The 25,230-nt window shown below is 73.5% G+C and carries 16 protein-coding genes; 10 read left to right on the top strand and 6 right to left on the bottom strand.

Going from position 1 to position 25,230, the window contains the following annotated elements:
• The first annotated feature begins 56 nt into the window (after positions 1-56).
• Positions 57-1,022, top strand: a complete 966-nt coding sequence (locus AC13HU_RS01105) for a LysR family transcriptional regulator (RefSeq protein WP_483039768.1) — start codon at positions 57-59, stop codon at positions 1,020-1,022.
• A 273-nt stretch (positions 1,023-1,295) separates the two neighbouring features.
• Here AC13HU_RS01105 and AC13HU_RS01100 read toward each other — a convergent pair whose 3' ends face one another.
• From AC13HU_RS01100 to AC13HU_RS01085, 4 genes are all read right to left on the bottom strand, one after another.
• The gene (locus AC13HU_RS01100) at positions 1,296-2,261 is read right to left on the bottom strand and encodes an amidohydrolase family protein (RefSeq protein ID WP_483039767.1); all 966 of its coding nucleotides are present in this window, start codon (positions 2,259-2,261) and stop codon (positions 1,296-1,298) included.
• Between the two features lie 181 nt (positions 2,262-2,442).
• Positions 2,443-3,516: a formylglycine-generating enzyme family protein gene (locus AC13HU_RS01095; protein WP_483039766.1), complete on the bottom strand. Its 1,074-nt coding sequence runs from the start codon at positions 3,514-3,516 to the stop codon at positions 2,443-2,445.
• 91 nt (positions 3,517-3,607) lie between these two features.
• Complete coding sequence (locus AC13HU_RS01090) at positions 3,608-5,836, bottom strand: DUF4838 domain-containing protein (protein WP_483039765.1); 2,229 nt, start codon at positions 5,834-5,836, stop codon at positions 3,608-3,610.
• 82 nt (positions 5,837-5,918) lie between these two features.
• Positions 5,919-7,331 carry a sugar porter family MFS transporter gene (locus AC13HU_RS01085; protein ID WP_483039764.1) on the bottom strand — a complete coding sequence of 471 codons (1,413 nt, stop codon included), beginning with the start codon at positions 7,329-7,331 and terminating at the stop codon, positions 5,919-5,921.
• Between the two features lie 182 nt (positions 7,332-7,513).
• Here AC13HU_RS01085 and AC13HU_RS01080 point away from each other — a divergent pair, with 182 nt between their 5' ends.
• The 8 genes from AC13HU_RS01080 to AC13HU_RS01045 all read left to right on the top strand — a co-directional run bounded on the left by AC13HU_RS01080 (position 7,514) and on the right by AC13HU_RS01045 (position 17,833).
• A complete protein-coding gene (locus AC13HU_RS01080; protein ID WP_483039763.1) occupies positions 7,514-8,689 on the top strand; it encodes an ROK family transcriptional regulator in 1,176 nt (391 codons plus the stop codon).
• Positions 8,689-10,221, top strand: a complete 1,533-nt coding sequence (locus AC13HU_RS01075; RefSeq protein WP_483039762.1) for a sulfatase family protein — start codon at positions 8,689-8,691, stop codon at positions 10,219-10,221. Before AC13HU_RS01080 ends, AC13HU_RS01075 begins: the two co-directional genes overlap by 1 nt.
• 306 nt (positions 10,222-10,527) lie before the next feature.
• Positions 10,528-13,458, top strand: coding sequence for a class III lanthionine synthetase LanKC N-terminal domain-containing protein (locus AC13HU_RS01070; RefSeq protein WP_483039761.1), 2,931 nt, complete (start codon positions 10,528-10,530; stop codon positions 13,456-13,458).
• An 80-nt stretch (positions 13,459-13,538) separates the two neighbouring features.
• Entirely contained in the window at positions 13,539-13,667 is a 129-nt protein-coding gene (locus tag AC13HU_RS01065) for an ALQxL family class IV lanthipeptide (RefSeq protein WP_483039760.1), read from the top strand.
• A gap of 159 nt (positions 13,668-13,826) precedes the next feature.
• Positions 13,827-13,946, top strand: a complete 120-nt coding sequence (locus tag AC13HU_RS01060) for an ALQxL family class IV lanthipeptide (protein WP_483039759.1) — start codon at positions 13,827-13,829, stop codon at positions 13,944-13,946.
• Positions 13,947-13,980: 34 nt separating this feature from the next.
• Positions 13,981-14,121, top strand: a complete 141-nt coding sequence (locus tag AC13HU_RS01055) for an ALQxL family class IV lanthipeptide (RefSeq protein WP_483039758.1) — start codon at positions 13,981-13,983, stop codon at positions 14,119-14,121.
• A 90-nt stretch (positions 14,122-14,211) separates the two neighbouring features.
• On the top strand, positions 14,212-16,086 hold the full coding sequence (locus AC13HU_RS01050) for an ABC transporter ATP-binding protein (protein ID WP_483039757.1): 1,875 nt from the start codon (positions 14,212-14,214) through the stop codon (positions 16,084-16,086).
• Positions 16,076-17,833 carry an ATP-binding cassette domain-containing protein gene (locus tag AC13HU_RS01045; RefSeq protein WP_483039756.1) on the top strand — a complete coding sequence of 586 codons (1,758 nt, stop codon included), beginning with the start codon at positions 16,076-16,078 and terminating at the stop codon, positions 17,831-17,833. Before AC13HU_RS01050 ends, AC13HU_RS01045 begins: the two co-directional genes overlap by 11 nt.
• 110 nt (positions 17,834-17,943) lie before the next feature.
• Here the strand turns inward: AC13HU_RS01045 and AC13HU_RS01040 are convergent, their stop codons facing one another.
• A complete protein-coding gene (locus tag AC13HU_RS01040; protein ID WP_483039755.1) occupies positions 17,944-20,739 on the bottom strand; it encodes a helix-turn-helix transcriptional regulator in 2,796 nt (931 codons plus the stop codon).
• Positions 20,740-20,860: 121 nt separating this feature from the next.
• Entirely contained in the window at positions 20,861-22,348 is a 1,488-nt protein-coding gene (locus tag AC13HU_RS01035) for a LuxR C-terminal-related transcriptional regulator (RefSeq protein WP_483039754.1), read from the bottom strand.
• Positions 22,349-22,781: 433 nt separating this feature from the next.
• Here AC13HU_RS01035 and AC13HU_RS01030 point away from each other — a divergent pair.
• On the top strand, positions 22,782-25,230 hold a 2,449-nt coding region (locus tag AC13HU_RS01030; RefSeq protein ID WP_483039753.1), incomplete at its 3' end, for a type 2 lanthipeptide synthetase LanM family protein.

Below are 25,230 nucleotides of genomic sequence, written 5' to 3'. Positions count from 1 at the left end.
CCGAGCCGACGGCGGACCTGAAGGACCGATCCGATACCGGGCGATACCCTGGAGGTATGAATGAGCTGGAGACGCGGCAACTGCGGTATTTCATCGCGGTGGCGGAAGAGCTCAACTTCGGACGCGCGGCCGAGCGGCTCGGCATGGCGCAGCCGCCGCTCTCGCGCGCGATCAAGGAAATCGAGCGCCGGCTCGGCGTGCAACTGTTCAAGCGCACTACGCGCCAGGTCACGTTGACGCACGCCGGCGAGGTCCTGCTGTGGGACGCACGAACGGCACTTGACGCGGTCAGCGCCGCCGGCCGGCGGGCCCGGCACGCCGGCGAACCTACGCCGAAGCTGCGGCTCGCGCTCAAGGCCGACGTCGACGGCGGCCTGCTGCCTGCCATCCTCCACGAGTACGCCCGCGAGGAGGAGGCCCTACCGGTCGCGCTGGTACTCGGCCGCTACGGCGAGCAGGCTCAGGCGGTGCGCGACGGCCGCGCGGACGCCGCGGTGCTGCTCGGCCCCTTCGACGAACGCGGGCTGGACTCCGAGCAGTTGGTCACCGAGCCGTTCCTGATCGCCGTCGCGGCCGACGCCCCGCTGGCCGCCCGTACGTCCATTCGCCTGGCCGACCTGGCAGGCTGGGACCTGCCCGACGGGTCCCCTGCGGACCAGGGCCCGGTCGCCGCCCACGGCGGGCTCGGCGAGGCACGCACCCGCCCATCCGGCCCGGTCCAGGGCCAGGGCCAGGACCAGGACCAACCGTCCGCGGCGGCGCAGGACTCCTCGGACCTGCCGCAGATCTTCAAACTCATCGAACTCGGCAGCATCGTCTGCTTCTTCCCCGCCTCTCTCACCCGGCGCTATCCACGCCCCGAGATCGCCTACCGGCCGGTCGAGGACCATGCGCCGGCCGCCCTGGCCGTGGCCTGGCCGGAGCGCTCCCGTTGCCCGGCCGTCGCCGCGTTCGTCCGGGCGGCCACCAGGGTGGCGGAGGCCGCCCGGCCGGAGCCGGGTACGCCGCGGGCCGCCAACTGACAGGACACCGCTTCCGGTGACCGGCCGCAGCGGTGCGCCCGCCGCTTTGCCATCGATCGGCGCGCCGTCCGGCGCATCCCGAGCCGACGAGTGTGTGGGCCGCACGGCGGAGGTTGGCGGTGAAGTGCTCGCTGGTGCCGGCCGGCCGGCCGCATGATGGGGACACTGGATCGTTCATCCGCCTGCCGGCAGCTCAGGTCACGTCGGTTCAGGTCACGTCAGGTCAGGTCCGGTCACGTCAGGTCAGGTCAGGTCAGGTCACGTCAGGTCACGTCAGATCAGTCGCAGCAGTTGTTCTGCGGTGCCGTGCGCGAGCTTCTCCAGGTCCGCGGGGCTCAGCGGAGCGCTGGTGAGGAAGTCGACTGCCTGGGTGGTGGATTCGTAGGGGTAGTCGATGGCGAACATGATGTTGTCGATGCCGACCGAGAGGACGGCGCCGAGCAGGGCGCCGTGCGCCATCACGCCGCTGGTGGTGATCCAGAAGTTCTCGGTGAAGTACTCGGAGGGCTTCTTGGCGAGCTTCACCTCGGTCTCGACGTAGGGCAGCCGGGTGTCGAGCCGGGAGAGGTGGAAGGGCAGCAACTCCCCCATGTGGCCGAGGATCACCTTGGCGGTGGGGAAGGTGTCGAAGAGGCCGCTGGTGATCAGGCGCAGCGCGTGCGCACCGGTCTCGGCGGCCCAGGCGTAGGTCGGCCCCAGCAGTTCGGGGCGGCCCTGGAGGACCGGCCACTCGATCGACGCCGCGCCGGGGTGCAGGTAGAGCGGCACGTCGTGCCCGGTCAACGCCTCCCAGACGGGGTGGAACCGCGGCTCGTCGAGGTAGTGGCCGAGGGTGTGGCCGTTGGTCAGGACCCCGGACAGGCCGAGCTGGTCGACGGCGCGGTCGAGTTCGCGTACCGCGGCGGCCGGGTCCTGGAAGGGCAGCACGGCGAGCCCGGCGAAGCGGGTCGGGTGCTCTCGGACGACCTCGGCCAGCACGTCGTTGGCCAGTTTCGCGTCGGAGACGGCGATCGCGGGGTCGGGCTGCATCTCCAGGCCCTGGTTGTTGGTGAGCGAGAGCACCTGCATGTCGACGCCGTGCTCGTCCATGTCCTGCAACCGCAGTTCGGTGAAATCGGGCAGCCGGCGGGCCATGTCCGCCAGGGCGGACTCCCGGAACCTCTGCTGCTGCTTCATGACGATTCCGCGGGTGGTCATGGCCGGTACGGTGAACGCTTCTTCCATCGCGATGATCTTCATGGCGCACTCCCTTGTACTCGACGTTGCACTCGCCGATGCTCGCTCAGCCGCACCTTCAACACCTGCGCGACACCACCGACGACAGCACCTCACTGACCGCCCTTGACGGGGACGACGTCATCCACGTCTGCTGCATCGCGGTGCCGGTGATCGACGGCACGGCCGTCGTCGGCGCCGTCGGCTACGGGATGTCCTGCTCCTCCCGGCGGCCGGATTCCGCACCGGGATCCGCGGCGCAGCGGAAGCCGAGGTTGCCGGCGGTGGAGTCAGGGGTGTTGGCGGAGCGGGCGGCGACCCGGTAGCGGTGGCAGTACGAGTCGTGGCACAGGTAGGAGCCGCCCCGCATCACGCGGCCCTGTCCGTAGCGCGGGCCCTGGGGGTCCTCGTCGGGTGAGCGGCGGTAGTAGTACGGCGAGAACCAGTCCGCGCACCACTCCCAGGTGTTGCCGGACATGTTCCGCAGCCCGAAGCCGTTGGGCGGGAAGGAGGCGGCGGGTGCGGTGGTCAGATACCCGTCGGCGAGGGTGTTGACGGTGGGGAAGACGCCGTTCCAGATGTTGCACCGGTGGTCGCCGCCCGGGGTGAGTTCGTCGCCCCACGCGAAGCGGCGGCCCGCGAGACCGCCGCGGGCTGCGTACTCCCACTCGGCCTCGGTCGGCAGCCGCTTGCCCGCCCAGTGGCAGTAGGCGAGTGCGTCGCGGTGGGAGACGTGGACGACGGGGTGGTCCAGCAGGTCCTTGATACCGGAGTCCGGTCCACCGGGATGCGCCCAGTCCGCGCCGCGCACGCTCACCCACCACGGGGTCGCCTGCACGCGGCCGAGCACCGCGTTCGCCGGCGCGGCGACCGCCAGGTGGAACACCGCGGACAGGCCGTAGCGTTCGGCGTCCGTCACGTGGTCGGTGGCGTCCACGAAGGCGGCGAACTCGGAGTTGGTGACCGCGGTCGGGTCGAGGGCGAAGGGGCGCAGGCGCACCCGGTGCACCGGGGTCTCGCCGTCGGCGGCGTATCCCTCGTCGAAGGCGTCCCCCATGGCGAACTCGCCGCCGGGCAACGGCACCGGTGACTGTAGTCCCGCCCGCGGGCCGGCCGTCCGCCCCACCGGTGGCGGCGGAGCGGACGTCACCGGCGCAGCGGGCGGCACCAGCGGGCCGGGGCGTCGCGGCGCGCAGCAGGGTCGAGGGCCGGCTGCCTCGCCGGAACCGTCGGCCGGTCCGGTGCCGTGCGCGGACTCGGGTGCCTCGGCGTCATTCATGTGGGGTCCTGTGGTGCGGGCCGCCCCGTCGGGCGCGGCCTGGTGGGCTGCGGCGCGGGCCGGGCTCCGCCGGCGTCGCGCGGTCAGGTCGTCAGGTCGTCAGGGTGCAGGTGAAGCTGGTCAGTTCGGTGCCCTCGCTGCTGAAGGCCACCACGATCGAGCGGTCCCCGGTCGTCGGCGCCGGCCCGGCGTCGAGCCTGAGCGGCACGGAGCCCTGCCGTTCGCCGTGCGCCTCCAGTACACCCGAGGTGCGGTCGGCGGTGACGCCCGCCGGCAGGGTCAACTGCCACCGGACCCGATGCCCGTGGTAGTCCACGTCCTGGGCGTGGAGGGTGAGTACGGCGCTGCCGCCCGCGGGCAGGGCCAGCCGGGACGGGTCCGCGTAGCCCCAGGCCGGCGAGCGGTACTCGTGGGCGATCGCGACCCGGTCACGGTCCTCGCCGTAGCGGTCCGACACGTAGGAGCAGTCCAACTGGATGCCGTCGAAGCGGTGTTCCAGGGTCAGCTGGCGGTAGCGGTCGGCCGCCTCGGTGCTGTCCGCGGTCCCGGAACCGGCGAGGGAGATGGCGACGTCGGCCAGCGAGATTTCGGCGGCCTGGGCCAGGCGGTCCAGTACGAGTCGCTGCGGGCTGCCCGCAGGTGTGGCGCTGCGCGCGCTGTCCAGGTCGGCGCGGGCGGCCGTGCAGTTGTCGTGGAAGGCCGCCGCCGCGGAGCCGAGTTGGTCGGGGTCGGCGGTCGTCCGGGCGAAGTAGTCGGCCATGGCGGCGGCCGATGCGCCGAACCGGGCCGGGAGGTAGGCGCCGAGGAACTGCCCGTCGTCCAGCGCCGGGTTCCAGGCGCTCTGCGCCGCGAAGAGGTGGACGGCCTCGGCGGACAGCCAGTTGGCGGGCTCGGCGTAGCAGCCGATCCCGCTCAGGCCGAGCGAGCGGTACACGGCGGCGTCACGGGCCAGCACCGGCAGGATGTTGGCCGGCAGCTGCCGCCAGCGGTAGCGGCGCGAGTAGTCGTATATGGCGAGCGGCCCGTCGTGGGCGTCGCGCCACTGGCGCAGCAGGGCGAGGTAGCCCGCGTTGGTCGTGGAGGAGGGGTCGTCGATGGAGGTGGAGTAGGTGCGGCTGTAGGGGGCGAAGTCGACGATGACGTCCGGGTCGAAGGAGTGGTTGCCGGTGGGCGGGTCGATGGCGGCGCCGTAGGCGATCCGCTCCACCCGCACGCCGGGGGCCGCGTCGCGCAGCGCGGCGACGACCGCGTTGACGACCACGGTCTCGGCGTTGCCGGCGGTCTCGTATTCGTCGAGCGCGGCCTTCGGCCAGACGGCGCCGTCCGGCGGCCAGCAGTCGAAGACGGCGATCTCCGGCCGGGCGGTCAGGTAGTCGAGCACGTTGCGCACGTACTGGTCGACGGCCGCGTCGTTCTGCACGTCGAAGACGTTGGTGCCGGAGGTGTAGTACTGCGGGTACGTCGACTGCGGCAGGAACGACTGGTAGCCGTGCCCGCCCACCTCCAACTGCAGTCCCCGCCGGGCGATCTGCGGGGCGAGGGCGGTGCGGAAGTCGTCGTAGCGGGTGGCGCCGAAGCCGCCGTAGTCGTAGGGGAAGACCAGGGTGTTCAGGCCCTGCTTGGCCATCCAGTCGACCAGCGCGACGAGGGCGTCGGCGTTGATGCTCCAGCCCTCCTCCACGTACTTGCGCCGCAGCGGCCACTGCGGCGACTGGTGCGTGGTGCCGGCGTCGAGGACGAGGTCGGGCGAGCGGGGCACCGACTCGGCCGCTCCCTGGTAGAAGGCGAAGGCCGGGGCGAAGAACTCGACACCGGCCTGGCGCAGCAGCCCGTACGCGGCGAACAGGCAGGCCCGCTCGCCGACTCCGGTGAGCACCGAGAATCCCGTGCCGGTGGTGACGGTCCAGCTGTCCTCGGGCTGGGAACCCATGGCCTCGGCGTCACGGGAGGCGGCTGCCAGGACGTCCGCGGTGGAGGTCTGCCGGCGGACGAAGGCGAGGCCGTACGTTGCCGTGCCGGAGGGCTTCTCAAGTCGGGCCACCGGGATGCTCCCCCCGGTGATGCGGCCCAGGTAGCGCGCCAGCTCGGCCGCGGCGAAGGCCACCGGGGAACCGTCGGTCTCCGCCCACCACACGACGCGCCCCTGCGCGCGGCCGCCGCGCCCGACCTGGCAGCCCGCTGCGGCCGAACGCGCCGAAGCCGACGCAGAAGCCGCCGACGCCGCGGACGCGTTGAGAAGTTGTGCGGCGAGTGTGCCACTCGCGGCGAGGGCCGCGGACATGCCGACGACACTGCGGCGGCTCGGATGTGGACGGTGCATGCGAGGTCTCCTCGAATCCGGAACGGTTGGGTGGTTGTCGAGGTGGCGGCGGCGCGGACGGCCGTTTCAGCGGACGGCCGTTTCAGTCGGTCTGCCAGCGACCGCCCCGGGTCCAGAAGCCCTCCACCTCGTCGAGGGTGCGGCCTCGGGTCTCGGGGGCGAAGCGCAGCGCGAAGGCGGCCGCTGCCAGGCACAGCGCAAGGAAGAGCCCGAAGGCCGCGACGCCGCCGAGCGAGGTGAGCACCGACAGGAAGGTGAGCGTGATGATGAGGTTGGTCAGCAGGTCGACGGTGAGCAGCAGGGACGCGCCGGTGGAGCGCAGCCGCGCGGGCAGCGCCTCCGAGGCGTAGACCCAGACCATGGCGCCGAAGCCGGCCGAGTAGCCGATCCGGAACAGGACCACGCCCGTCACCGCGATCACCATCGTCGTGCCGCGGCCCACCCCCATGGCGAAGGCGCCGACCAGGACCGCGTTGGCCACTGCCATCAGGGCGATGCCGGTCAGCAGGGTGGGGCGGCGGCCGAGCCGCTCCACCAGGACCAGCGCCAGCACTTCGCCGAGCATCGCCGCGAGTTGCACCATCGCGGTGACCCTGATCGCGGCGTGGTCGCTGGTGAAGCCGACCTTCTTGTAGATGATCGGGCTGTAGGCGACGATCGCGGCGATCCCGGTGACCTGGACGAAGAAGCCGAGCCCGATCACGAACAGGCCCGCGCGCCGGAAGGGCGGGCGCAGCAACTCGCGTATGGTGCCGGGCTTCCCGGTGGCCAGCGAGGCGCGTATCCGCTCCATCTCCGCCGGCATCTCATCGGCGCTGCACGTACGCGCGAGGGACGCCGCGGCCTCCTCGGTGCGGCCGTGCATCAGGTACCAGTGGCCGGTCTCCGGCAGGCGGGCCACCAGGACGGTGACGACCGCGGCGGGCAGCGCCGAGATGCCCAGCATCCATCGCCAGTCGCTGCGGCCGCCGTTCGCCAGCCCGAGGTCGGCGAAGTACGACGCGGCGATGCCCACGGTGGTGGCGAGTTGGTAGCAGACCAGCAACCGGCCGCGCAGGTGCAGGGGGGACGACTCGCCGACGAACACGGGCGCCGCGACCACGGAGCCGCCGATGGCGACACCGAGCAGCAGACGGGCCACGAGCAGGGTGGCCAGGTCGGGTGCGATCCCGGACAGCGCGGAGAAGACCACGTATCCGAGGCAGACCGCGTACATGGTGCGGCGCCGCCCGAGCCGGTCGCAGGCCGACTTCGCCAGTACCGCGCCGATGACGGAGCCGGCCCCGACCGCGGACGTGACGGTCTCCTGCATGTGGGTACTCAGACCGAAGTCGCGCTTCAGGGAGAGCAGGGCGCCGGAGAGGGCACCCGTGTCGTACCCGTAGATGAGCCCCACGGCGCTGCCGGCGAGCGCGACCGCGAGGACACCCGACCGAGCCGGCACCGCCCGCTCGGCAGTGCCCTTCCCGGCCCCGCTGTCCGTCTCAATGACCATGACCCGCCCCTCGCCTGCTCGGTGGTGCGCCGTGCCGAACAGCGTGCGGGACCGGAGTTTTTCTGTCTATAACTTAGACATAATTAGTTCCACCGTTGATCCCGAACCTTGCGCTTCCTGGGCTTCTGTGTACGGTGAGATCCGCCCTGTCCCCCGGATTATGTCGAGGAGATTGACGGAATATGAAGGGATCCGTGCGGGGCCTGCACACCGAGCAGGTCCTCGCCCTGCTGCGTTCGGGGCCGACCAGCCGGGCCGCGCTCATCGCGCGCACGGGTCTGTCGCGCGCCACCGTCTCCAGCATCGTCTCCGAACTCATCGCCGACGGGGTGGTCGTGGACCGGCCCGCGGCCGAGGAGCGCCGGGCCGGGCCCGGCCGCCCCACCCGGCTCGTCGTCCTGTCCCAGGGCAGCGTCCGCTCCATCGGCGTGGCCTTCCAGATCGCGTCCACCGCGGTCGCCGTCGCCGACGCGCAGCAGCAGATCGTCGGCACCGCGGTACGCGGCCACCGGCCGGCGCTCAACTGGCTCGACCGGGCGCGGATCGCCATCGAGGAGGTGCGGCGCCTGTACCAGGACCACGGCGTCGAACCCACCCGCCTCACCGGCATCGGGATGGGTGTCGCGGGACCGGTGGGGCAGTCCGCCCACGACGCCGCCTGGCGGGTGGCGGCCGACCGCCTCACCGCGGAGTTCGACGCACCGGTGCATGTCGACAACAACCTGCGCCTGGCCGCGCTCGCCGAGACCGGCTGGGGCACCGACCTCGCCACCGGCTCCCTGCTGTACTTCCACCTCGGCGAGGGCGTCGGCGCGGGCATCGTGATCGGCGGCCGCCTCTACCGCGGCGCGACCGGCGCGGCCGGCGAACTCGGCCACGTACGCCTCGACCCGGAAGGACCCCGCTGCCGCTGCGGCGCCCGGGGCTGCCTGGAGACGTACACCGCGCTGCCGGTGCTCCTGCGCCGCGCCCGCGTCAAGCGGGCCGGACGGTCCTTCGCCGAACTGGCCGCGGACCCCGCGCTCGCCGAGGAACTGACCCGGGCCGCCGAACTGTGCGGCCGCGCCGTCGGCGCCGCCGTGACGACCATGGACATTTCCCGCATCGTTCTCGGCGGGATGCTGGCGCACGCCCCGCTGGAGACGGAACGGGCCTTCACCGCGGCCCTCAACGCCCACCTTCTGCCGGCCATGCGCGAGGCCGTGCGGGTGAGCCGCGCCCGGGCCGGCGACACCGCCGCCGTCACCGGCGCGATCGCCCTCGTCTACCACAACTCGCCGGTCCTCGAGGGCTACCACCCCTACCGCACCGCACCCCGCGACGACGCCGGGGACCGCATGACACCCCTGGAGCACTGATGGACACGCCCCGACAGGCCCGCAACATCCTCTTCCTGATGACGGATCAGCACCGCATCGACACCATCGGCGCCTACGGAAACCCGCACGCGCACACCCCGAACCTGGACCGTCTCGCCGCCGGCGGCACCCGCTTCACCCATGCCTTCACCCCCACCGCCATCTGCACCCCGGCGCGCGCCAGCCTGCTGACGGGCAAATCACCCTTCCGGCATGGCCTGTTGGCCAACGACGAGTGGAACATCGGCTACCGCACCGACCTCGCCGAGGGCGAGTTCACCTTCTCGCAGGCGCTGCGCGACGCGGGCTACCAGGTCGGCCAGGTCGGCAAGTGGCACGTCGGAGAGACGCGCCGGCCCGCCGACTTCGGGTTCGACGGGCCGTACCTGCCCGGTGCCATCAACCCGGTGCTGAACCGCGAGTACCAGGAGTGGCTCGCCGTACGAGGTCTGCCCCCGGTGCGCATCCGCGACCGTATACGCGGCACCCTGCCGGGCGACCGCCCCGGCCACCTCATCGCCGCCCGCCTCGACCAGCCGGTGGAGGCGACCTTCGAACGCTTCCTCGCCGACCGCGCCATCGAGATGCTGCGCGGCTACGCCGCCACCGACCGCCCCTTCCACCTCTCCCTGCACTTCTACGGCCCTCACCTGCCGTACCTCATCCCCGACGAGTACTACGACCTGATCGACCCTTCCGTGGTCGAACTGCCGGACTCCTTCGCGGAGAGCTTCCAGGGCAAGCCGCCGGTCCAGCAGCAGTACAGCACCTACTGGTCGGCGGACAGCTTCTCCCCCGACGAGTGGCGCAAGCTGATCGCGGTGTACTGGGGTTACGTCTCGATGATCGACGCCGAGATCGGCCGGGTACTGGACGTCCTCGACGAGCTCGACCGGACCGACACCACGGCCGTCTTCTTCACCGCCGACCACGGCGAGTTCACCGGTGCCCACCGCCTCAACGACAAGGGCCCGGCGATGTACGACGACATCTACCGCATCCCCGGCCTGCTCCGCGTCCCCGGGGCCCCCGCCGGCCGGGTCGACGACCACTTCACCACCCTGACCGACTGCACCGCCACGATTCTCGACCTGGCCGGGCTCGATCCCTCGGCCGCCGTCGACGGCAGCAGCCTGCTGCCGCTGGTGCACGGGCAGGAGGCCGCGGACTGGCGCACCGACCTGGTGGCGGAGTTCCACGGCCACCACTTCCACTACCAGCAGCGCATGTTGCGCACCCCGGATTTCAAACTGGTGGTCAATCCCGAGTCCGTCAACGAACTCTACGACCTGCGCAGGGACCCGGACGAACTGACCAACGTGCACGACGTGCCCGTCTACGACCGGACGCGCCGCGAACTGAGCCTGCGCCTGTACGAGGCGCTCATCGCCCGCGGTGACACCGTCTTCGCCAAATGGATGGCCGCCACCACCCGCTTCGACGTACCCCTGTCGAACACCTCCAAGAGCGACTACGACGCCGTCGACGCCGCACCCGACGACACCCGCGCCACCGGTGCCATCGGTGCCTGAGCCACTCGGGTAGCCCCCTTTTCGCGCGGGTCCCCACAGCCCGCGCCGCCTCGTGGCCACTGACGGAGAGCCGGGCCTCGGTGAACAAGCCCAGGATGTCCAAGGCCCGGTCGGCCGTCGAGGCCACGCTCGCGGCGCGGCCGGTGGTACTCGCTGACGGCGATGCGGCTGATACGTGGACCGCCCGCGCCAGGCGGCAGGCATAGGGATTTCCCCAATGCTCGACGGCACCGGCCGCGGCCAGAGTGGGGCCGTTCGCGAGCCGGGCGTCCGGCTCCGTCAGCCGGGCGTTGGGAGTGGGTTCTCTTGCTCACATTTTCTCTGCGGGACGTGGTGCGCTCCGTGCTCACCGCGCTGGACGAGCAGGACTGGCAGGTCGAGGAGGACGGCGTCTGGTGCCGGGTGACCCCTCTGAAGCACGAGCCCCGGGTGCAGGGGTGGAAGCTGCACATCTCGGCGACCCGGCTGTCCGCGCCGGAGGTCCTGCACCGGGCCGCCGGGGTCCTGGTCCGAGCCGGATGCGCCTTCAAGACGGCCCGGGACCTGGGAACCGTCGAGGAGATGACCTCCGGCAACTACGACCGCGCCCAGTGCGGCAAGATCATCACCGCGTATCCCCGGGACGACGACCAACTGCGGCAGCTCGCCGCCCGGTTGGACGACGCGACCGCCGGGCTGCCCGGCCCGGCCATCCTCTCCGACCGCCCCTACCGCAAGGGCAGCCTGGTCCACTACCGCTACGGCGGCTTCCACGGCGTACGGGTGCTGGGCAACGACGGCTCCTTCGACGTACGCCTGCGGGCCCCGGACGGGACGCTGGTGGACGACCACCGCAAGGCGTGGTTCAGCCCCCCGCCCTGGGCGGAGTTGCCGTTCCCCGGCGACCCGGGACGTCCGGCCACCGCGCAGAGCGCCAAACCGGTGCTGCTGGCGGACCGGTTCGTCGTGCGGGAGGCGATCCGGCACTCGGCCCGCGGCGGGGTGTACCGGGCACTCGACCAGCACACCGGGGCCGAGGTCATCGTCAAGCAGGCCCGCGCGCACGTGGCGGTGAACGTGACCGGCGAGGACGCCCGGGCCTGCCTGCGCCGGGAGGCGGCCAACCTCGTGCCGCTCACCGGGCTGTGCACCGAGTTGGTGGCCTCCTTCGAGGAGGACGGCCACGCCTTCCTGGTGCAGAGCCTGGTGCCCGGGCAGGCGCTCGCCTCCTGGGTCACCGAGCGGCGGGCCGAGCCCGGGTTCATCCCCGTCCCGCAGGTGCTGGCGCTGGCGGAGAAGCTGCGTTCGCTGCTCGACGAGGTGCACCGGCGCGGCATCGTCTACCAGGACTACACGCCGAACAACATCATGGTCACGCCCGAGGGCCGGCTGGTGCTGATCGACGCCGAGTGGGCCACCACCCCCGGCAGCCGCATCCTGCGCGTCTACACCCCCGGGTTCGGTTCGCCCGAGCAGACCGCGGAGCCGCGGGTCGGGCCCGCGTTCGGGACGGAGGTCGACCGCTACGCCCTCGGTGGAGTGCTGTACTTCCTGGCCACCGGGATACCGCCGTCCTTCGCCCCGGACGGCCGGCACGACCCGCACACCCCGCACCCGACGGACGGCCCGCATCCGACGGACGGCCCGCACGCGCCGGACGCGCCGGACGCGCTGGACGCCCCGCACGCCTCCGGCGTCGCGCAGCCCGCGACCGCCCCCGCCGACCGCACGGCCGGGGAGCGCATCGCCCTGGTGCTCTCCCTGCTCGGCGAGGAGCGTCCGGCCGCCCGGCTGCTCACCCCGGCGATCCTCGGCCTGATGGCGGAACGCCCGGAGGACCGCTGGACGTTGGCCCGACTGGCCGGGTTCCTCGCGGACGCGGCAGCCGAGATCGCCAGGACAGCCGGGACAACCAAGGCAGCGGAGGCAGCCGCTGGTGCGGCGGCTGACGCCGGGGCGGCCGCCGCGGAGACAGCGGAAAGCGCGCAGACAGCGGGAGACGCGGCCGAGACGGACACCGTGCCGGTCCCGGTCTGGCTCTCCGGCGGCCGCCCCGGCCGCCCCGCCGCCGGCCGGGAGATCCGGGCCGGGCTGGTGGACGACGGCCTCACCCACCTGCTGAGAGGCATGGCCGATCCCGACGGCCCCGCCCAACGCCTCTGGTCCGGCAGCGCGTTCGGGGACGGCACCGACCCCTGCAACGTGCAGTACGGCGCGGCCGGCGTGCTGGGCCTGCTGGTACGGGCCGACCGGACGCTGGAGCGTCCGGAGCTGCGGGTCGCCGTCCGGCGCGTCGCGGCCTGGATCGACCGGCGCCGCACGGCCGTGCCGCAACTGCTGCCCGGCCTCTACTTCGGCCGCGCCGGCACCGCCTGGGCGCTGTACGACGCCGCCCGGCACCTCGGCGACGACACGCTCGCCACGCACGCCGCCGACCTGGCGCTCTCGCTCCCGGTGGTGTGGCCCAACCCGGACATCTGCCACGGGGCCGCGGGCTCCGGGCTCGCACACCTCAAGTTCTGGCAGGCCACCGGGCGGCGGGAGTTCCTGGAGCGGGTCGCGCAGTGCGCCGACGCGCTGGTCGCGGCCGCCGACCGCACCGCGGACCGGGTGACCTGGCAGATCCCCCCGGACTTCGACTCCAAACTGGCGGGCATCCGGCACCTCGGGTTCGCGCACGGCGTCGCCGGGATCGGCGCGTTCCTGCTGGCCGCGGCCGACGCGACCGGCCGGCAGTCCGCCCTGGACCTGGCGGTGACGGCCGGGGACACCTTGGCGGCCGAGGCCGAACGCGGTCAGGTCGGCGCCCGCTGGCGCTCCGACATGGACGAGAAGCCCGGCACCGGGCTGATCTACCACTGGTGCAGTGGCTCCTCCGGCGTCGGCACCTTCCTGCTGCGGCTGTGGCAGGCCACCGGCACGGAACGCCATCTCCGACTCGCGCAGGAAGCGGCCCAGGCAGTCCGCGCCGCCGCATGGACCTCCCCCACCGCCGTCTGCCACGGCCTCGCCGGAGACGGCGAGTTCCTGCTCGACCTCGCGGCGGCCCGGCCCGACGGCCCCTACCGCGCCTGGGCCGAGGACCTGGCCACGGTGCTGTACGCACGGCACTCGGTCGTGGGGGGCCTGCGCCTGGTCCCGGACGAGGGCGCCACCGCCTTCACCGCCGGCTACCAGACCGGAACCGCCGGCGTCATCAGCTTCCTCCTGCGGCTCGACCACGGCGGCCCGCGCCCCTGGATGGCGGACCGCCCCTGACCGCGGAGGGAAACCCGCCCGCGCGCCCGCAACGGCGCGTGGCCGCCCCGCACTTCACGACACCCCGAGAGGAGGAATCCATGGACATCGACCTCGACGCCCTCCAGGCCCTGCCGGCCGAGCAGGAGCCGACCACGCAGATGATGTGCACCGTCACCTGCGGCTACGGCCACACCTGTGGCGCGGAGACCTGTACCTCCACCAACTGAGCACGTCGACCGAGAAGGAGAAAACCATGAGCTCCGACATCGAAGCGCTGGAACTGCTCCCCGGTGGTGACGGCACCACCGAGATGGAGTGCACCTGGACCTGCAGCACCTACTCCTGCCCCGCCACCTGCACCCTCACCGAGTAGTCCGGAGAACCCGATGGAACTCGACCTCGACGCCCTGCAGACCCTGCCCGGCGACCAGGACACCAACGAGATGCAGTGCACCTGGACCTGTACCGGCAACACCTGCAAGGACACCTGCACCGTCACCGGCTGACGGCCCCGAGCGCATCACAGAAAGGAGCCACCGGATGGAACTCGACTTGGACGCCCTCCAAGTGCTACCGGCCGACAGGGAGAACACGTCCCTGCTGAGCACGGAGACCTGCGGCGGACCCACCTGCGGCACGGGCAGCACCTGTGGCGGGGAGACCTGCACGGTCTCCAACTAGTGGGTGCGGGAGGGGTGCCGGACCTGTACTGGCGCCCCTCCCGCGTACCCGGGGGGACGTCCGTGCGGCGAGGGGAAGAGAGGCGATCGCGTGACGAGGAACGAACCGGGGCCGGGGAGCGGTCACCACCCGCAGGGCGCGGGTCGGCTGCTGGCCGGGGCCGTCCGGCACACCGGCGGACAACTGTCCCTGCTGGTCGCCCTGATGGTGCTGCGCACCGCCGCCTCGCTGGCCCTGCCCGCCTTGCTGGCCGCCGCGGTGAACGCGGTGCTGCACGGCCGGAGCGGTACCGGCCCGGCGCTGGCCTGGGGCGCGGTGATGGCGGGCGGCGCGGTCTGCGACACGCTGATGGCACCGCTCGGCGTCTCCTGCGCCGCGTTCGGGACCCGCTGGCTGCAACTGCGTACGGTCAGGCATCTGCTCGGCCTGGGCGGGCGCTCGCCGGTACCGACCGGCGAGGCGGTCACCCAGGTCACCCAGGCCGCCCAGCAGGCCGGGGCGCTGCCCGTCGCGGTGGCCGACTGGGGTGTGACGGTGGCCGGTTCGGCCGCGGCACTGGCCGCCCTGTGGTGGCTGGACTGGCGCTGCGGGCTCGCGTTCCTGCTGGGCGTCCCCCTGACGGTGCTGATCGCCCGTCGCTTCGTGGGCCGGGTGACGCGGGTCCAGGGCGACTATCTGGCCGCCCAGTCACGCATCGCCGTCCGGCTGCTGGCCGCGCTCTCCGGCGCCCGGACCATCCGGGCCTCCGGCACGCTCGACCGCGAGGCGGACCGGGTGCTCGCACCCCTGCGGGAGGTGTCCACGGCCGGGTACCGGATATGGCGGCTGCAGAAGGGCACCGTCTGGCAGTTCGGCCTGCTGATCTCGCTGACCGAGGCGCTGGTGCTCGCCGTGGCGGGCCTGGGCGTCGTGGACGGGCGGCTCTCGCCCGGGGAGTTGGTGGCGGTGGCCGGCTACCTCCAACTCGCCTTCCCGGCGGTGCAGCAGATCGACGTGTTCTTCACGCTCGCCCAGGCGCGCGCCGCCGCGGGCCGCCTCGCCGGAACCTTCGCGCACGCGGGTGTCCGGTACGGGACCGAGGCCCCCGGTCCGGGGGCGGGCGCGGTGTCCTTCCGTGGGGTCACCGTCCGGGCCGCCGGGGCAGCGGGTTCCAACCAGCCGACCGCGGCGGCGGGTTCCGAGAAGCCGGCCGGGGCGGCGGTGCTGGACCGGATCGACCTGGACATCCCGGCCGGCGCCTGCGTGGCGTTCGTCGGCCGCACGGCCTCGGGCAAGAGCGTGCTCGCCGGGCTCCCCGGCCGGCTCGCGGACCCGGACGAGGGCGAGGTGCTGCTCGACGGCCGCCCCGTGCGGGAGTTGGCTGAGGAGCACCTGCGGGGCGCGGTCACGTACGCCTTCGAACGGCCCGCCCTGCTCGGCGGCACCGTGCGCGAGGCCATCGGCTACGGACGACCCGGGCTGCCCAGGGCCGGCGTGCACGAGGCCGCGCGGGCCGCCGCCGCGGACGGCTTCATCCGGAAGCTGCCCGACGGCTACGACACCCCGTTGGAGCGGGTGCCCCTGTCGGGCGGCGAACGCCAACGGCTCGGCCTGGCCCGCACCCTGGCCCGCTCGGCCCGGGTCTATGTGCTGGACGACGCCACCTCCGGCCTGGACACCGTCACCGAGTCCGAGGTCAGCACGGCGGTCACCGGCGCGCTCGCCGGGCGCACCCGGATCGTGGTGGCCCACCGGGTGGCCACGGCCGCCCGCTGCGACCAGGTGGTCTGGTTGGACGGCGGCCGGGTCCGGGCCCGCGGAACGCACGCCGAGCTGTGGCGCGACCCGGCGTACCGGGCGGTGGTCGCCGCGGACGGAGCCGAAGACGGCTCCCGAAGGACCGATGACGCCGTGCACGACGACGTGGGCGACGAGACGCGCGACGAGACGGGCAGGGGGCAGTATGCCGGACATCGTGAGGTCTGACCCGGGGCTGCGGCTGCTGAAGGAGTCAACAGCCGGCTCCCGGCGGTCGCTTGTCCGGGCGCTGGGCGGGTCGGCCGTCCAGGCGGCGCCCGCGCTGGCCTCCGGCCGCATGCTGGCCACGGCTCTCGACCACGGCTTCCTGGCCGGTCGGCCGATGGCCGGGATCCTCTGGCTGACCGGGATCGCCGCACTGTACTGCGTGCGCGCGGCGGCCCAACGGGCGGTGTTCGACCCGCTGGCCGCGATCGTCGAGCCGATGCGGGACGAGCTGGTGCGCCGGGTGGTGCGCGGGGCGCTGCGCCGGGCGGTGTACGAGGGACTGCCCGGGGCCGGCCCCGACGCCGCCGGGGTGACCCGGTTGAGCAGCCAGGTGGACGCGGTGCGCGGCACGGTCTCCGCGCTGCTGCGAACGGCGCTGCCGCTCGCGGTGAACCTGCTGGCCGCGCTGCTCGGCCTGGCCTCCCTCGACCTGCGGATGGCGCTCGTGGTCGCGGTGCCGCTGCTGGTGGCCGTGGCGGCCTTCGTCCCGGCGATGCGCGCCCTCACCCGGCGCCGGGCCGCCTTCCTGCTCGCGGAGGAGCGGGTGGCCGCCGCCACCGGCGCGGTGGTCGGGGCGGCGCGCGATGTGGCCGCCCTCGGGGCTCGCCGCGAGGCCCTGGCCGAGGTGCACCGGGCGGCCGACGACGCCGCCCGGGCAGCGACCACCGTGGCCTGGGCGAACGCGCTCCGCGTCCCGGTGATCCTGATCGGCGGCCAGCTCCCGGTACTGGGTCTGCTGCTCGCCGGGCCGTCCCTGGTGCGCCAGGGGGTGGTGTCGCCGGGGGCGGTGATCGGCGCGGTCAGCTACGTCACCGCGTACCTGATCCCGGCCCTCCAGCAGATGACCGGGTCGGTGGCCGGCTACTGGAGCCAACTCCGCGTGCTGGCCGCCCGGCTGGCGGCCACCTCCGCCCGGCCCGAACCGCCCGCGCCGACCGAGGGTCCCACCCGCACCGCCGGCGCGGATCTCGCCGTACACGGGCTCACCTTCGCCTACGGTCCGCACTCCGCACCCGTCCTGCGCGACGTGTCCTTCACCATCCCCGCGGCCGGCCACCTCGCCCTGGTCGGACCCAGCGGCGTGGGCAAGTCGACGCTCGCCGGGCTGCTGGCCGGGATCGGGCGGCCGGACACGGGCCGGGTCGTACTGGGCGGGCGGGCGATCGCCGGGCTGCCCGAGGCCGAACGCGCGGCTGCGGTCGCCCTGGTGCCGCAGGAGGCGTACGTCTTCCCAGGCACCCTGCGGGAGAACATGGCCTACCTGGCGCCGGACGCCTCCGACGACGCGTTGGACCGGGCCGCCGCGGCGGTCGGCATGGGCCCGCTGCTGGCCCGGCTCGGCGGCCACGGCGCCGAACTCACGGACCCGGCCGGCACGCTGTCCAGCGGGGAGCGCCAACTGATCGCGCTGGCCCGGGTGTACGCCTCGGCCGCCCGGCTGGTGATCCTGGACGAGGCCACCTGCCACCTCGACCCCGCGGCCGAGGCCGCCGTGGAGTCGGCCTTCGCCCGCCGCCCGGGCACGCTGGTCGTGGTCGCCCACCGGTTGAGCAGCGCCGCCCGGGCCGGCCGGGTGCTGATCCTGGACGCGGACGGTCACGCGTTCGGCAGCCACACCGAACTACTCGCCACGCACCCGGGGTACGCCGCCCTCGTCGGCCACTGGGACGCCCCCCTCCCGGCCACGGCCACGGCCCCGGTCCCCTGAGCCGGCGTACGGCCCCGGCGGCCGGTGCGGTGGCCGGGAGGGCCGCCGTACCATCCGGGCGCCGCGGGGAGCCGACGAAGCGCGCCGACCCCGCTCGCCGCCGGATGGAGTCACACCTGAACCGGCCGTACGGTGGCGAAGGCGGCCACCAGGGAGGACCGTGAACGGGCGCCCGTCTTGCGGAAGATCCTGGTCAGATGCGCCTCGACAGTCTTGACGGAGACGAACAGCGCACCGGCCACCTCCCTGTTGGACATTCCCTGGCAGACCATGTCGAAGATCTGCTCCTCCCGCACCGACAGCACCTCCCCCACCGGACCGCGGGGACCCTGCGGCGCGGATGTCCGGCGCGGCCGGCAGGCCCCGATCCTGCGCTGGAGGTCGACGGCAGATCCGCGCAGCCAGCGGGCGCTCATCCGATCGGCCCGCTCCTTCGCCCGGCCCACCTCGGTGGCGGCGTCCTCCAGCCGGCCCACCGCGACCAGCCGCTGGGCCAGTTCGAGCCGGACCCGGCACTCCAGGACCGCCAGGCCGGCCACGGCCGACAGCTCCACCGCGGCGCAGAGCAACCGTACGGCGGCCTCGTCCGGCGTGTGCCGGGCCTGCGCGCGCAGGGCCTCGGCGCGAACTCCCGCGGTCGGAAAGGCGGTTGCTCCGTCCGCGGCCTGGGCGGAGTACTCCCGGGCGGCCGCGGCCCCGCCCGTCTCCGACGCCGCCGCGGCCGCCGCCGACCACCACAGCACCCGCGCTCCGGCCACCGGCGGCCGAGCCGTACTCCGGGCAGCCGGCAGCACCAGCTCAAGACATTCCTCGGGACGCCCCTGGGCCAGCCGGACCCACCCCAGCACGCCGGCCGCCGTCTCCCCCAGCGCCCCAGGACCCGGATGCTGCCGCAGCACATGATCGGCGAGCTCCGCCGCGCCGTCCGGGCCGTCGCACCACAGGGTGGTCCAGGCGCGCAACAACCGTGCCCAGCAGGCACGTTCACCGTCGCCGAGCGCAAGTGCGGTCTCTTCCGCCTCACGGGTGTCGCGCAGTGCGGCGGGCAGGCTGCCGAGCGCGGCATGCCCGTAGCCGCGGCCGAGCAGCAGCGGCGGCAACGCGGCAACGCGCCCCGTACGGCGCGCGATTGCCAGCGCCCGGGTGAACAGCCGTAGCGCGTCACCGTACCGCTCCGCCAGGTTGAGGACCCAGCCCAGGCGGGCAACGGCATCCCGCCTGGCGGCCAGTTCGAAGTCGCCCAGCGCGTCGGCCGGCCGGCCGGCCTCCAGGGTCCCGTCGGCGTCGACGGCCCCGGCCCGGGCGGACCGGTCAGCTGGGTACGCCGGAGGTGTCGGGTCGGGACGGCGAACAGGTCCGGGCAACTCCGGCGCGCCGCCGGTCATCGCCTTCGCCAGGGCGAGCGTGGCCGCGGCATCCATGCGCAGCACGTCGGAAGCGCGGGGGGCGTGCCGAAGTGCCTGGTACACGTGGCCGCGGGTGGTCGGCAGGTCACCCTCGACCGCGGCCATCGCGGCCATCCGCAGGCGCAGGATGCGCTCGCCGTGGGCGCCGGGCGGCGGAGTGGCCGCCAACTCGGCGTCCACCAGCGCCCGTGCGAGACGGCGACGCCCCAGGCCGGATTCCAGCCGGGTGTGCAGGTCCACGATCAGAGCCCTGTCCAGCAGACCCCCGGAACAGGTCGCGGAGGTGGCTTCGTTCCCCGGGGCCGCCAGCAAGGCGGGCAGGAGGCGCCGGCACTCGGCGTACTGGCCGGTGCGTTCGGCCGCGTGATACAGCAGCGCCGCGATGCGGAAGCGCTCGGTGGGCCTGATGTCGTCGGGGGCTTCGGGGTCTTCGGGGTCGCCGGGGGCTTCGGGCAGGATGTGCAGGGCGGCTCGCAGCCATGACGCCGCGGTGGCCGGCCGGGTGTCCAGCACGTTGCGCGCTGCGCGGGCCAGCAGGCCCGCGCTCTGCCGGTCGCCCTGCTCGGCGGACCGCGCCAGATGCGGTGCGCGCTGCACGACGGGTGCGCCGACCCGCTCCAGCGCTTCCGCGGCTCTCGTATGTGCGGTGATGCGCCGCCCCGGGGGCGTTCTGGCGTACAGCAGCGTGCGCAGCAACGGATGGCGGAAGCGAAACAGCGGTGCTCCACCGTCGACCGGGCGGATCAGGTCGCGTGCCACCAGTTCGTCGAGCACGGTCAGTACCGCTCGCGTCTCGCGGTCGGCGACGGCTGCCACCAGTGAAGGGGCGAACGGATCTCCGAGCACGGCCGCGCAGCGGGCCACCTCGATCTGCTCCGGGGCGAGTCCGCCCAGTTCGCGCAGCGGAGGACAGTTGGCGGGCAGCGGGATGGTGCCCGGTGTGCGGTCGGTGGCCGCCAGCTCTCGTAACTGATGGGACGTCAGATTGCTCAACAGGTCGAGCCAGCCCGGGACGCCGCCGCTCAGCTCATACAGCAGACCCTCACGCATCGGCCCGGTGTCAGGCGGCAGTTGGGCGGCAAAAGCCGCCGGGGTCAGCGGCCCGACCGGGATCCGGTGGGTCCGGTAGGTCTCGCTGGCTCCGGCGAGACAGGACACCAGCCAGATCGGCATCTGGCCGGTCGACACCGTGTACGTGATCACGGTCGGCACGGAGGGGGGCTCGGCCAGCACTCGCTGTAGCGGTTGCGCCATCTCGGCGCCGGCCCGATCCAGATCGTCCAGACATCGCAGCACGCCGCGGCCCGGCGATGTCGCCGCCTGGAGGCCGTACGCCACGAACAGCCCGCCCCGACGCGCGTCGGCGGCGAGTTCACCGAGCAACCGGGTCCTGCCGCTGCCGGGTTCGCCGGCGATCTCCACCAGCAGGGACGCGCCGTCGAGGCAGGCGCCGACCAACTCCTCGACGCTCAACGGGATATGAGGTGCTGTACGTCTCATCTGGGGTAGCGCGATCCTCTCCGGGTACGGCCTGTTCCCCGGCGGCATTGCCACATCAGCCGATCCAGGCACGGTCATGGCACGGTCATGGCCGACGGCAGCGCGGCGGCGCGAGCGGTGGTCACCCGCGCGCGCCGACCGGCTCCCTCGGCCCCTGGGCGAGGAGCGCGGCCAGTTCCCGGCGGTTGGCGGCCTGTGTCTTCTCCAGGAGGTTGGCCACGTGCCGTTCGACCGTGCGGTGCGACAGATGGAGTTCGGCCGCGATCTCACGGTTCGTGTGGCGGCGGCCGAGCCGGGTGAGCACCTCGAACTCGCGTACTGTCACGCCGAGGTGCCACAGCCGTTCGGGCACGTCGGCGCTGCCGTGCCGGCGCTGCCGCACCGGCTCGCCCAGGTCGCGCAGCTGACTTCGGCAGTGTCGTGCGGCGGGGTGGATGCCCTGCGCCGCATAGAACAGTTCGGCCTCCTGGAGCCAGCGGATCGGCTCGCCCCAGCCATCACGGGCAGCCGTGCGGGCGACCAGCCCCAGGCCGAGGTGGCGAGCCGGCGGATAGCTCGCCGCGGCCACCAGCGCCTGCCCGAGTGCGGTCTCGGCGGCGGGCGAATCGCCTTCGCGGCCGGCCAGCACGGCGTCGGCGAGGTGGACGAAGAACGCGTTCCACGGCAGTCGGCCGGCGGGGTGGGCGAAGATCGCCGCATGGTCGCCCCGGCCCGCCGAGCCGTCCACGCAGTCCAGCAGAAGGGTGAGGCCGTACGGGCCGCACAGGTGGTGGGTGTCGGAGCGGTCGCCGCTTCCGGCGCGCCCGCCGCTCCCCGCACGGTCACCGCTTCCGGCACGCCCGCCGCTCCCCGCACGGTCGCCACTCCCCGCACGGTCACCGTTTCCGGCGTGCAGCCGGTGCAGGCGTGCCCGTGCGGCTTCGCCGGCGCCGTGCAACAACTCGCAGACCGCGTGGCCGAGCCCCTCCACGATCGGGACCTCGTCCTCGCGGTCCCCGCGCCAGTCGTCGAATCGCACCGAGGCATCGGCCAGCGCGTCCCGGTGACCCTGGTGGGCGTGGATCACTGCCTTCACGGCCAGCGCATAGCTTCCGAGGCCGAGCAGCCGCAGCCGGTCGATGTCCTCCCACGCCGTATCCACCAGCGCGGCCGCCTCGGCGAAGCTGCCGCGGAACACGGCGTCCACCGCCAGCAGGAGTTGCCTGCGGGGGGCCTCGATCACCGCTGCGACGGCGCTCGCCTCGGCGACCGCGGCCTCCAGGCGCGCCGCGTCGGTTTCCTGCATCGGGTGGTGTCCACCGAGCAGCAGCGCCGCCTCCAGCCGGGCCCGCTCCCGTGCTCCCGACGTCCCGTGCCGGAAGGCGCGCTGATAGGCCAGGACCGTCCGGTGCGGCCGCTGCCGGGCGAGTCTTCGGCTCGCGGCGCGGGCGGCCGGGGACCGGCGGGCGAGAGCGCGCGCGGCCGGGCCGGCCGGCCCGGCGCCGCGCCCCGTGGCGCCGGGCCGGAAGTCGTCGTCCGCGGGGACAGCGGTGAACTCCCGGCTCGGCACGGGGGTTTGAACGGTGTCGGGGCTCGGCGCCGGCTGCTCGACGGCTTGGTCATCGCTCATGGCGTGCCTCCACGAAGTTCGTGTACGTGCCGAAGACCACGGCGTCAGGGCTGCCGGCTGGGACACATGCGCGGGCGGTCACGTACATTGCGCACATCCCAGGCGTCACCTCGATCCGGTATCCCGCTCTCGGAGGTCCGCAGGAGCCCTGCGAGACCCGCACCGCCGCCGTCCAGGCACTGCCGCAGCCGCGTCGGCACGGGTGCGGCGTCGAATGCGGCCGGACCGGAAACCTGTCCGGCCACACCCTCGGTGCTCGGCCACGCCGAGACCGTCGTCGTGATGGATCGAGCGTCGCCTGCCGGATACCGGCTTCCTATGGGGACCGTCCCCCGCATTCCCCCGCGCCGGCCGGCCGCGGCCACCACCCGCACCGGAATATGGGGGCCGTCCCCCATAGGACGTACGGGCCGTCGGTGGCAGGATCGCGGGCGTGATCGATCCACAGACGTGGTGGGTCGGCGGCGTGGCCTTGGCCGAGCGGCTGCCGCCACCCCCGAAGTCCACCAACACCACCGGCCTGACGGAGAGTTGGCAGTCCGACCACTCTTCGCCCGCGCTGCTGCGCACGCGGCTGGCGGATATGGGGCTGGACGAGGACGGTCTGTGCGCCTTGCTCGCCGAGGAGCCCGCGGCCCTGGCCGGCCGGATCGACGAGCCCGCCTGGGTCACCACGGTCGCGCACGCGCTGGACTGCGCTCCACTCGAGCCGCCGCTGCCCGCCGACTGCTCGTGGTCGGCGGGCTTTGCCACGGTGCTCGCGCCGTTCACCGAGACGGCGGCCACGCGGCTGCTGAGTGCCGTCGATCGGTGCGGTCTTGGGGGGCTGACCGACCCGAAGGCCGTCCGAGGCTGCTTCACCGACCAGTTGAGCAGGGCGCTCGTACAGCTTGCCCGGCGGACCCTGGTGCTCGAACTCAACGTGCTCAGAGTGCGCGAGCAGTTGCGCGGCAGCACTCCGGAAGACCGGTTCCGCGACTTCGTCCGGCAGAGCTCGGCACGGCCCGGACTGCACGCCCTGGTCACCGAGTATCCGGTCCTGGCAAGGCTGTTGGCACAGTGCTGCGATCAGGCCGTGGAGGCATGGACCGAGTTGCTGCGGCGGTTCGCCGCCGACCGGACCGAACTGATCGACGGTCTCCTCGCCGGCGTCGACCCCGGTCTGCTGGTTCGGGTGCACACGGGCGCCGGCGACCGCCACCAGGGCGGCCGGGCGGTCGCCGTGCTGTCCTTCGAACACGGCGCCTGTGTGGTGTTCAAGCCCCGCCCGGTCACCGTGCACGGGCACTTCAACGACACCGTCCGCTGGCTCAACTCCCGCCTGGCCGGCTTGGATCTGCGCGATCTGGCCGTGCTCGAACGATCGGGCTACGGCTGGGTCGAGTACGCCGCGGCCGCACCGTGCACGGGCCCGGCCGAGGTGGGCCGGTTCTACTGGCGGCTCGGCGCCCTGCTGGCGCTGATCCACGCACTCGGCGCCACCGACATGCACTTCGAGAACCTGATCGCCTGTGCGGACCAGCCCGTCCTGGTGGACCTGGAGACGCTCTTCCATCCTGACCTGCACCAACCCACCAACGGCGACCCGGCGCAGGCGGTGCTGACGGCATCGGTCGCACGGACCGCTCTGCTGCCGTTCTTCCTGGTCGGCGAGCACGGCGTACTGGACGTCTCCGGCCTCGGCGGCGACCGGGACACCCCGCTGCCCGAGGAGGTGACCGGCTGGTCGGCGCCCGGGACGGACGAGATGCAACTGATCCGGACCGTGGGGGTGTTCCGCGGCTCGGCCAATCGGCCGCGGCTTCGCGACGCCGAAGCCGACCCCGCCGTGCACGTGGAGTCCCTCCTTGCCGGCTTCCGGGCAGGCTACGACGTGATCGCCGGCCACCGCACGGAACTCACCGGCCCCGACGGCCTGTTGTCCCGCTTCACGCACGACGTGACGCGGGCGGTGCTCCGTCCCACCCGCTGGTACGCGAGCCTGCTGGACGAGTCCACCCATCCCGACGTGCTGCGCGACGCACTCGACCGGGACCGGCTCTTCGACGTGCTGTGGCGCGACTCGGCAGATGACCCGGGGTTGCGTGCGCTGGCGAGCGCCGAGGTGGCCGAACTGTGGGCGGGCGACATCCCCGTGGCCGCCTGCTCCCCCGGGACGACGTTCCTGGCGGTCGGCCCGCTGAAAGTCGACGGCCTGGTCACCGAGTGCGGCCTGGCCCGGGCCGGGCGCCGGATCGCGGCGATGGGCGAGACGGACCGCTTCGACCAGGAATGGATGATCCGCGCGACGCTCGCGACCCGGCGCCGCGCCGACGCACCCCGCACCGCCGTCGCCCCGACCGGCTTGCCGGCCGCCACCGTGCCCGACGCCGAGCGGCTGCTGGCCGCCGCCTGCGGAATAGCCGACCGCATCCTGGCCAGCGCGCAGGATGACGGCCGACGAGTCAACTGGCTGGGTCTGGAACCCCTGGACGATCGGATCTGGGCGGTCCAGCCGCAGGGCGCCGGACTGCCGCACGGCTACTGCGGCACGGCGCTCTTCCTGGCCCAACTCGCCGACCTCACCGGCACCGAGCGGTACACCTCGGTCGCGCGGCGCGCGCTGGCCCCACTGCCCGGCCTGCTCACCGCACTGGGCGACCGGCCGGCCGACCTGCCCGCCATCGGCGCGGGTTTCGCGGGCCTCGGCGGGATCGCCTATGCACTCAGCCGGCTCGCCGCCCTGCTGGACGACACGGAGATCGCCCGGTGGGCGACTGCGGCGGTCGACCTGGCCGCGGCCGCGGCCGGTGCGAGCCCGCAACCCGGGGTGCTCGACGGCGACGCGGGCTGCCTGGCGGCGATGCTCGCCGTGGAGCGGGCCACGGGGTCGGCAGCAGCAC

The sequence above is a fragment of the Streptomyces sp. NH27 genome (assembly GCF_056859195.1).
Note: the sequence above shows the minus strand (reverse complement) of the source record. Positions and strands in the feature narration are given on the sequence as shown.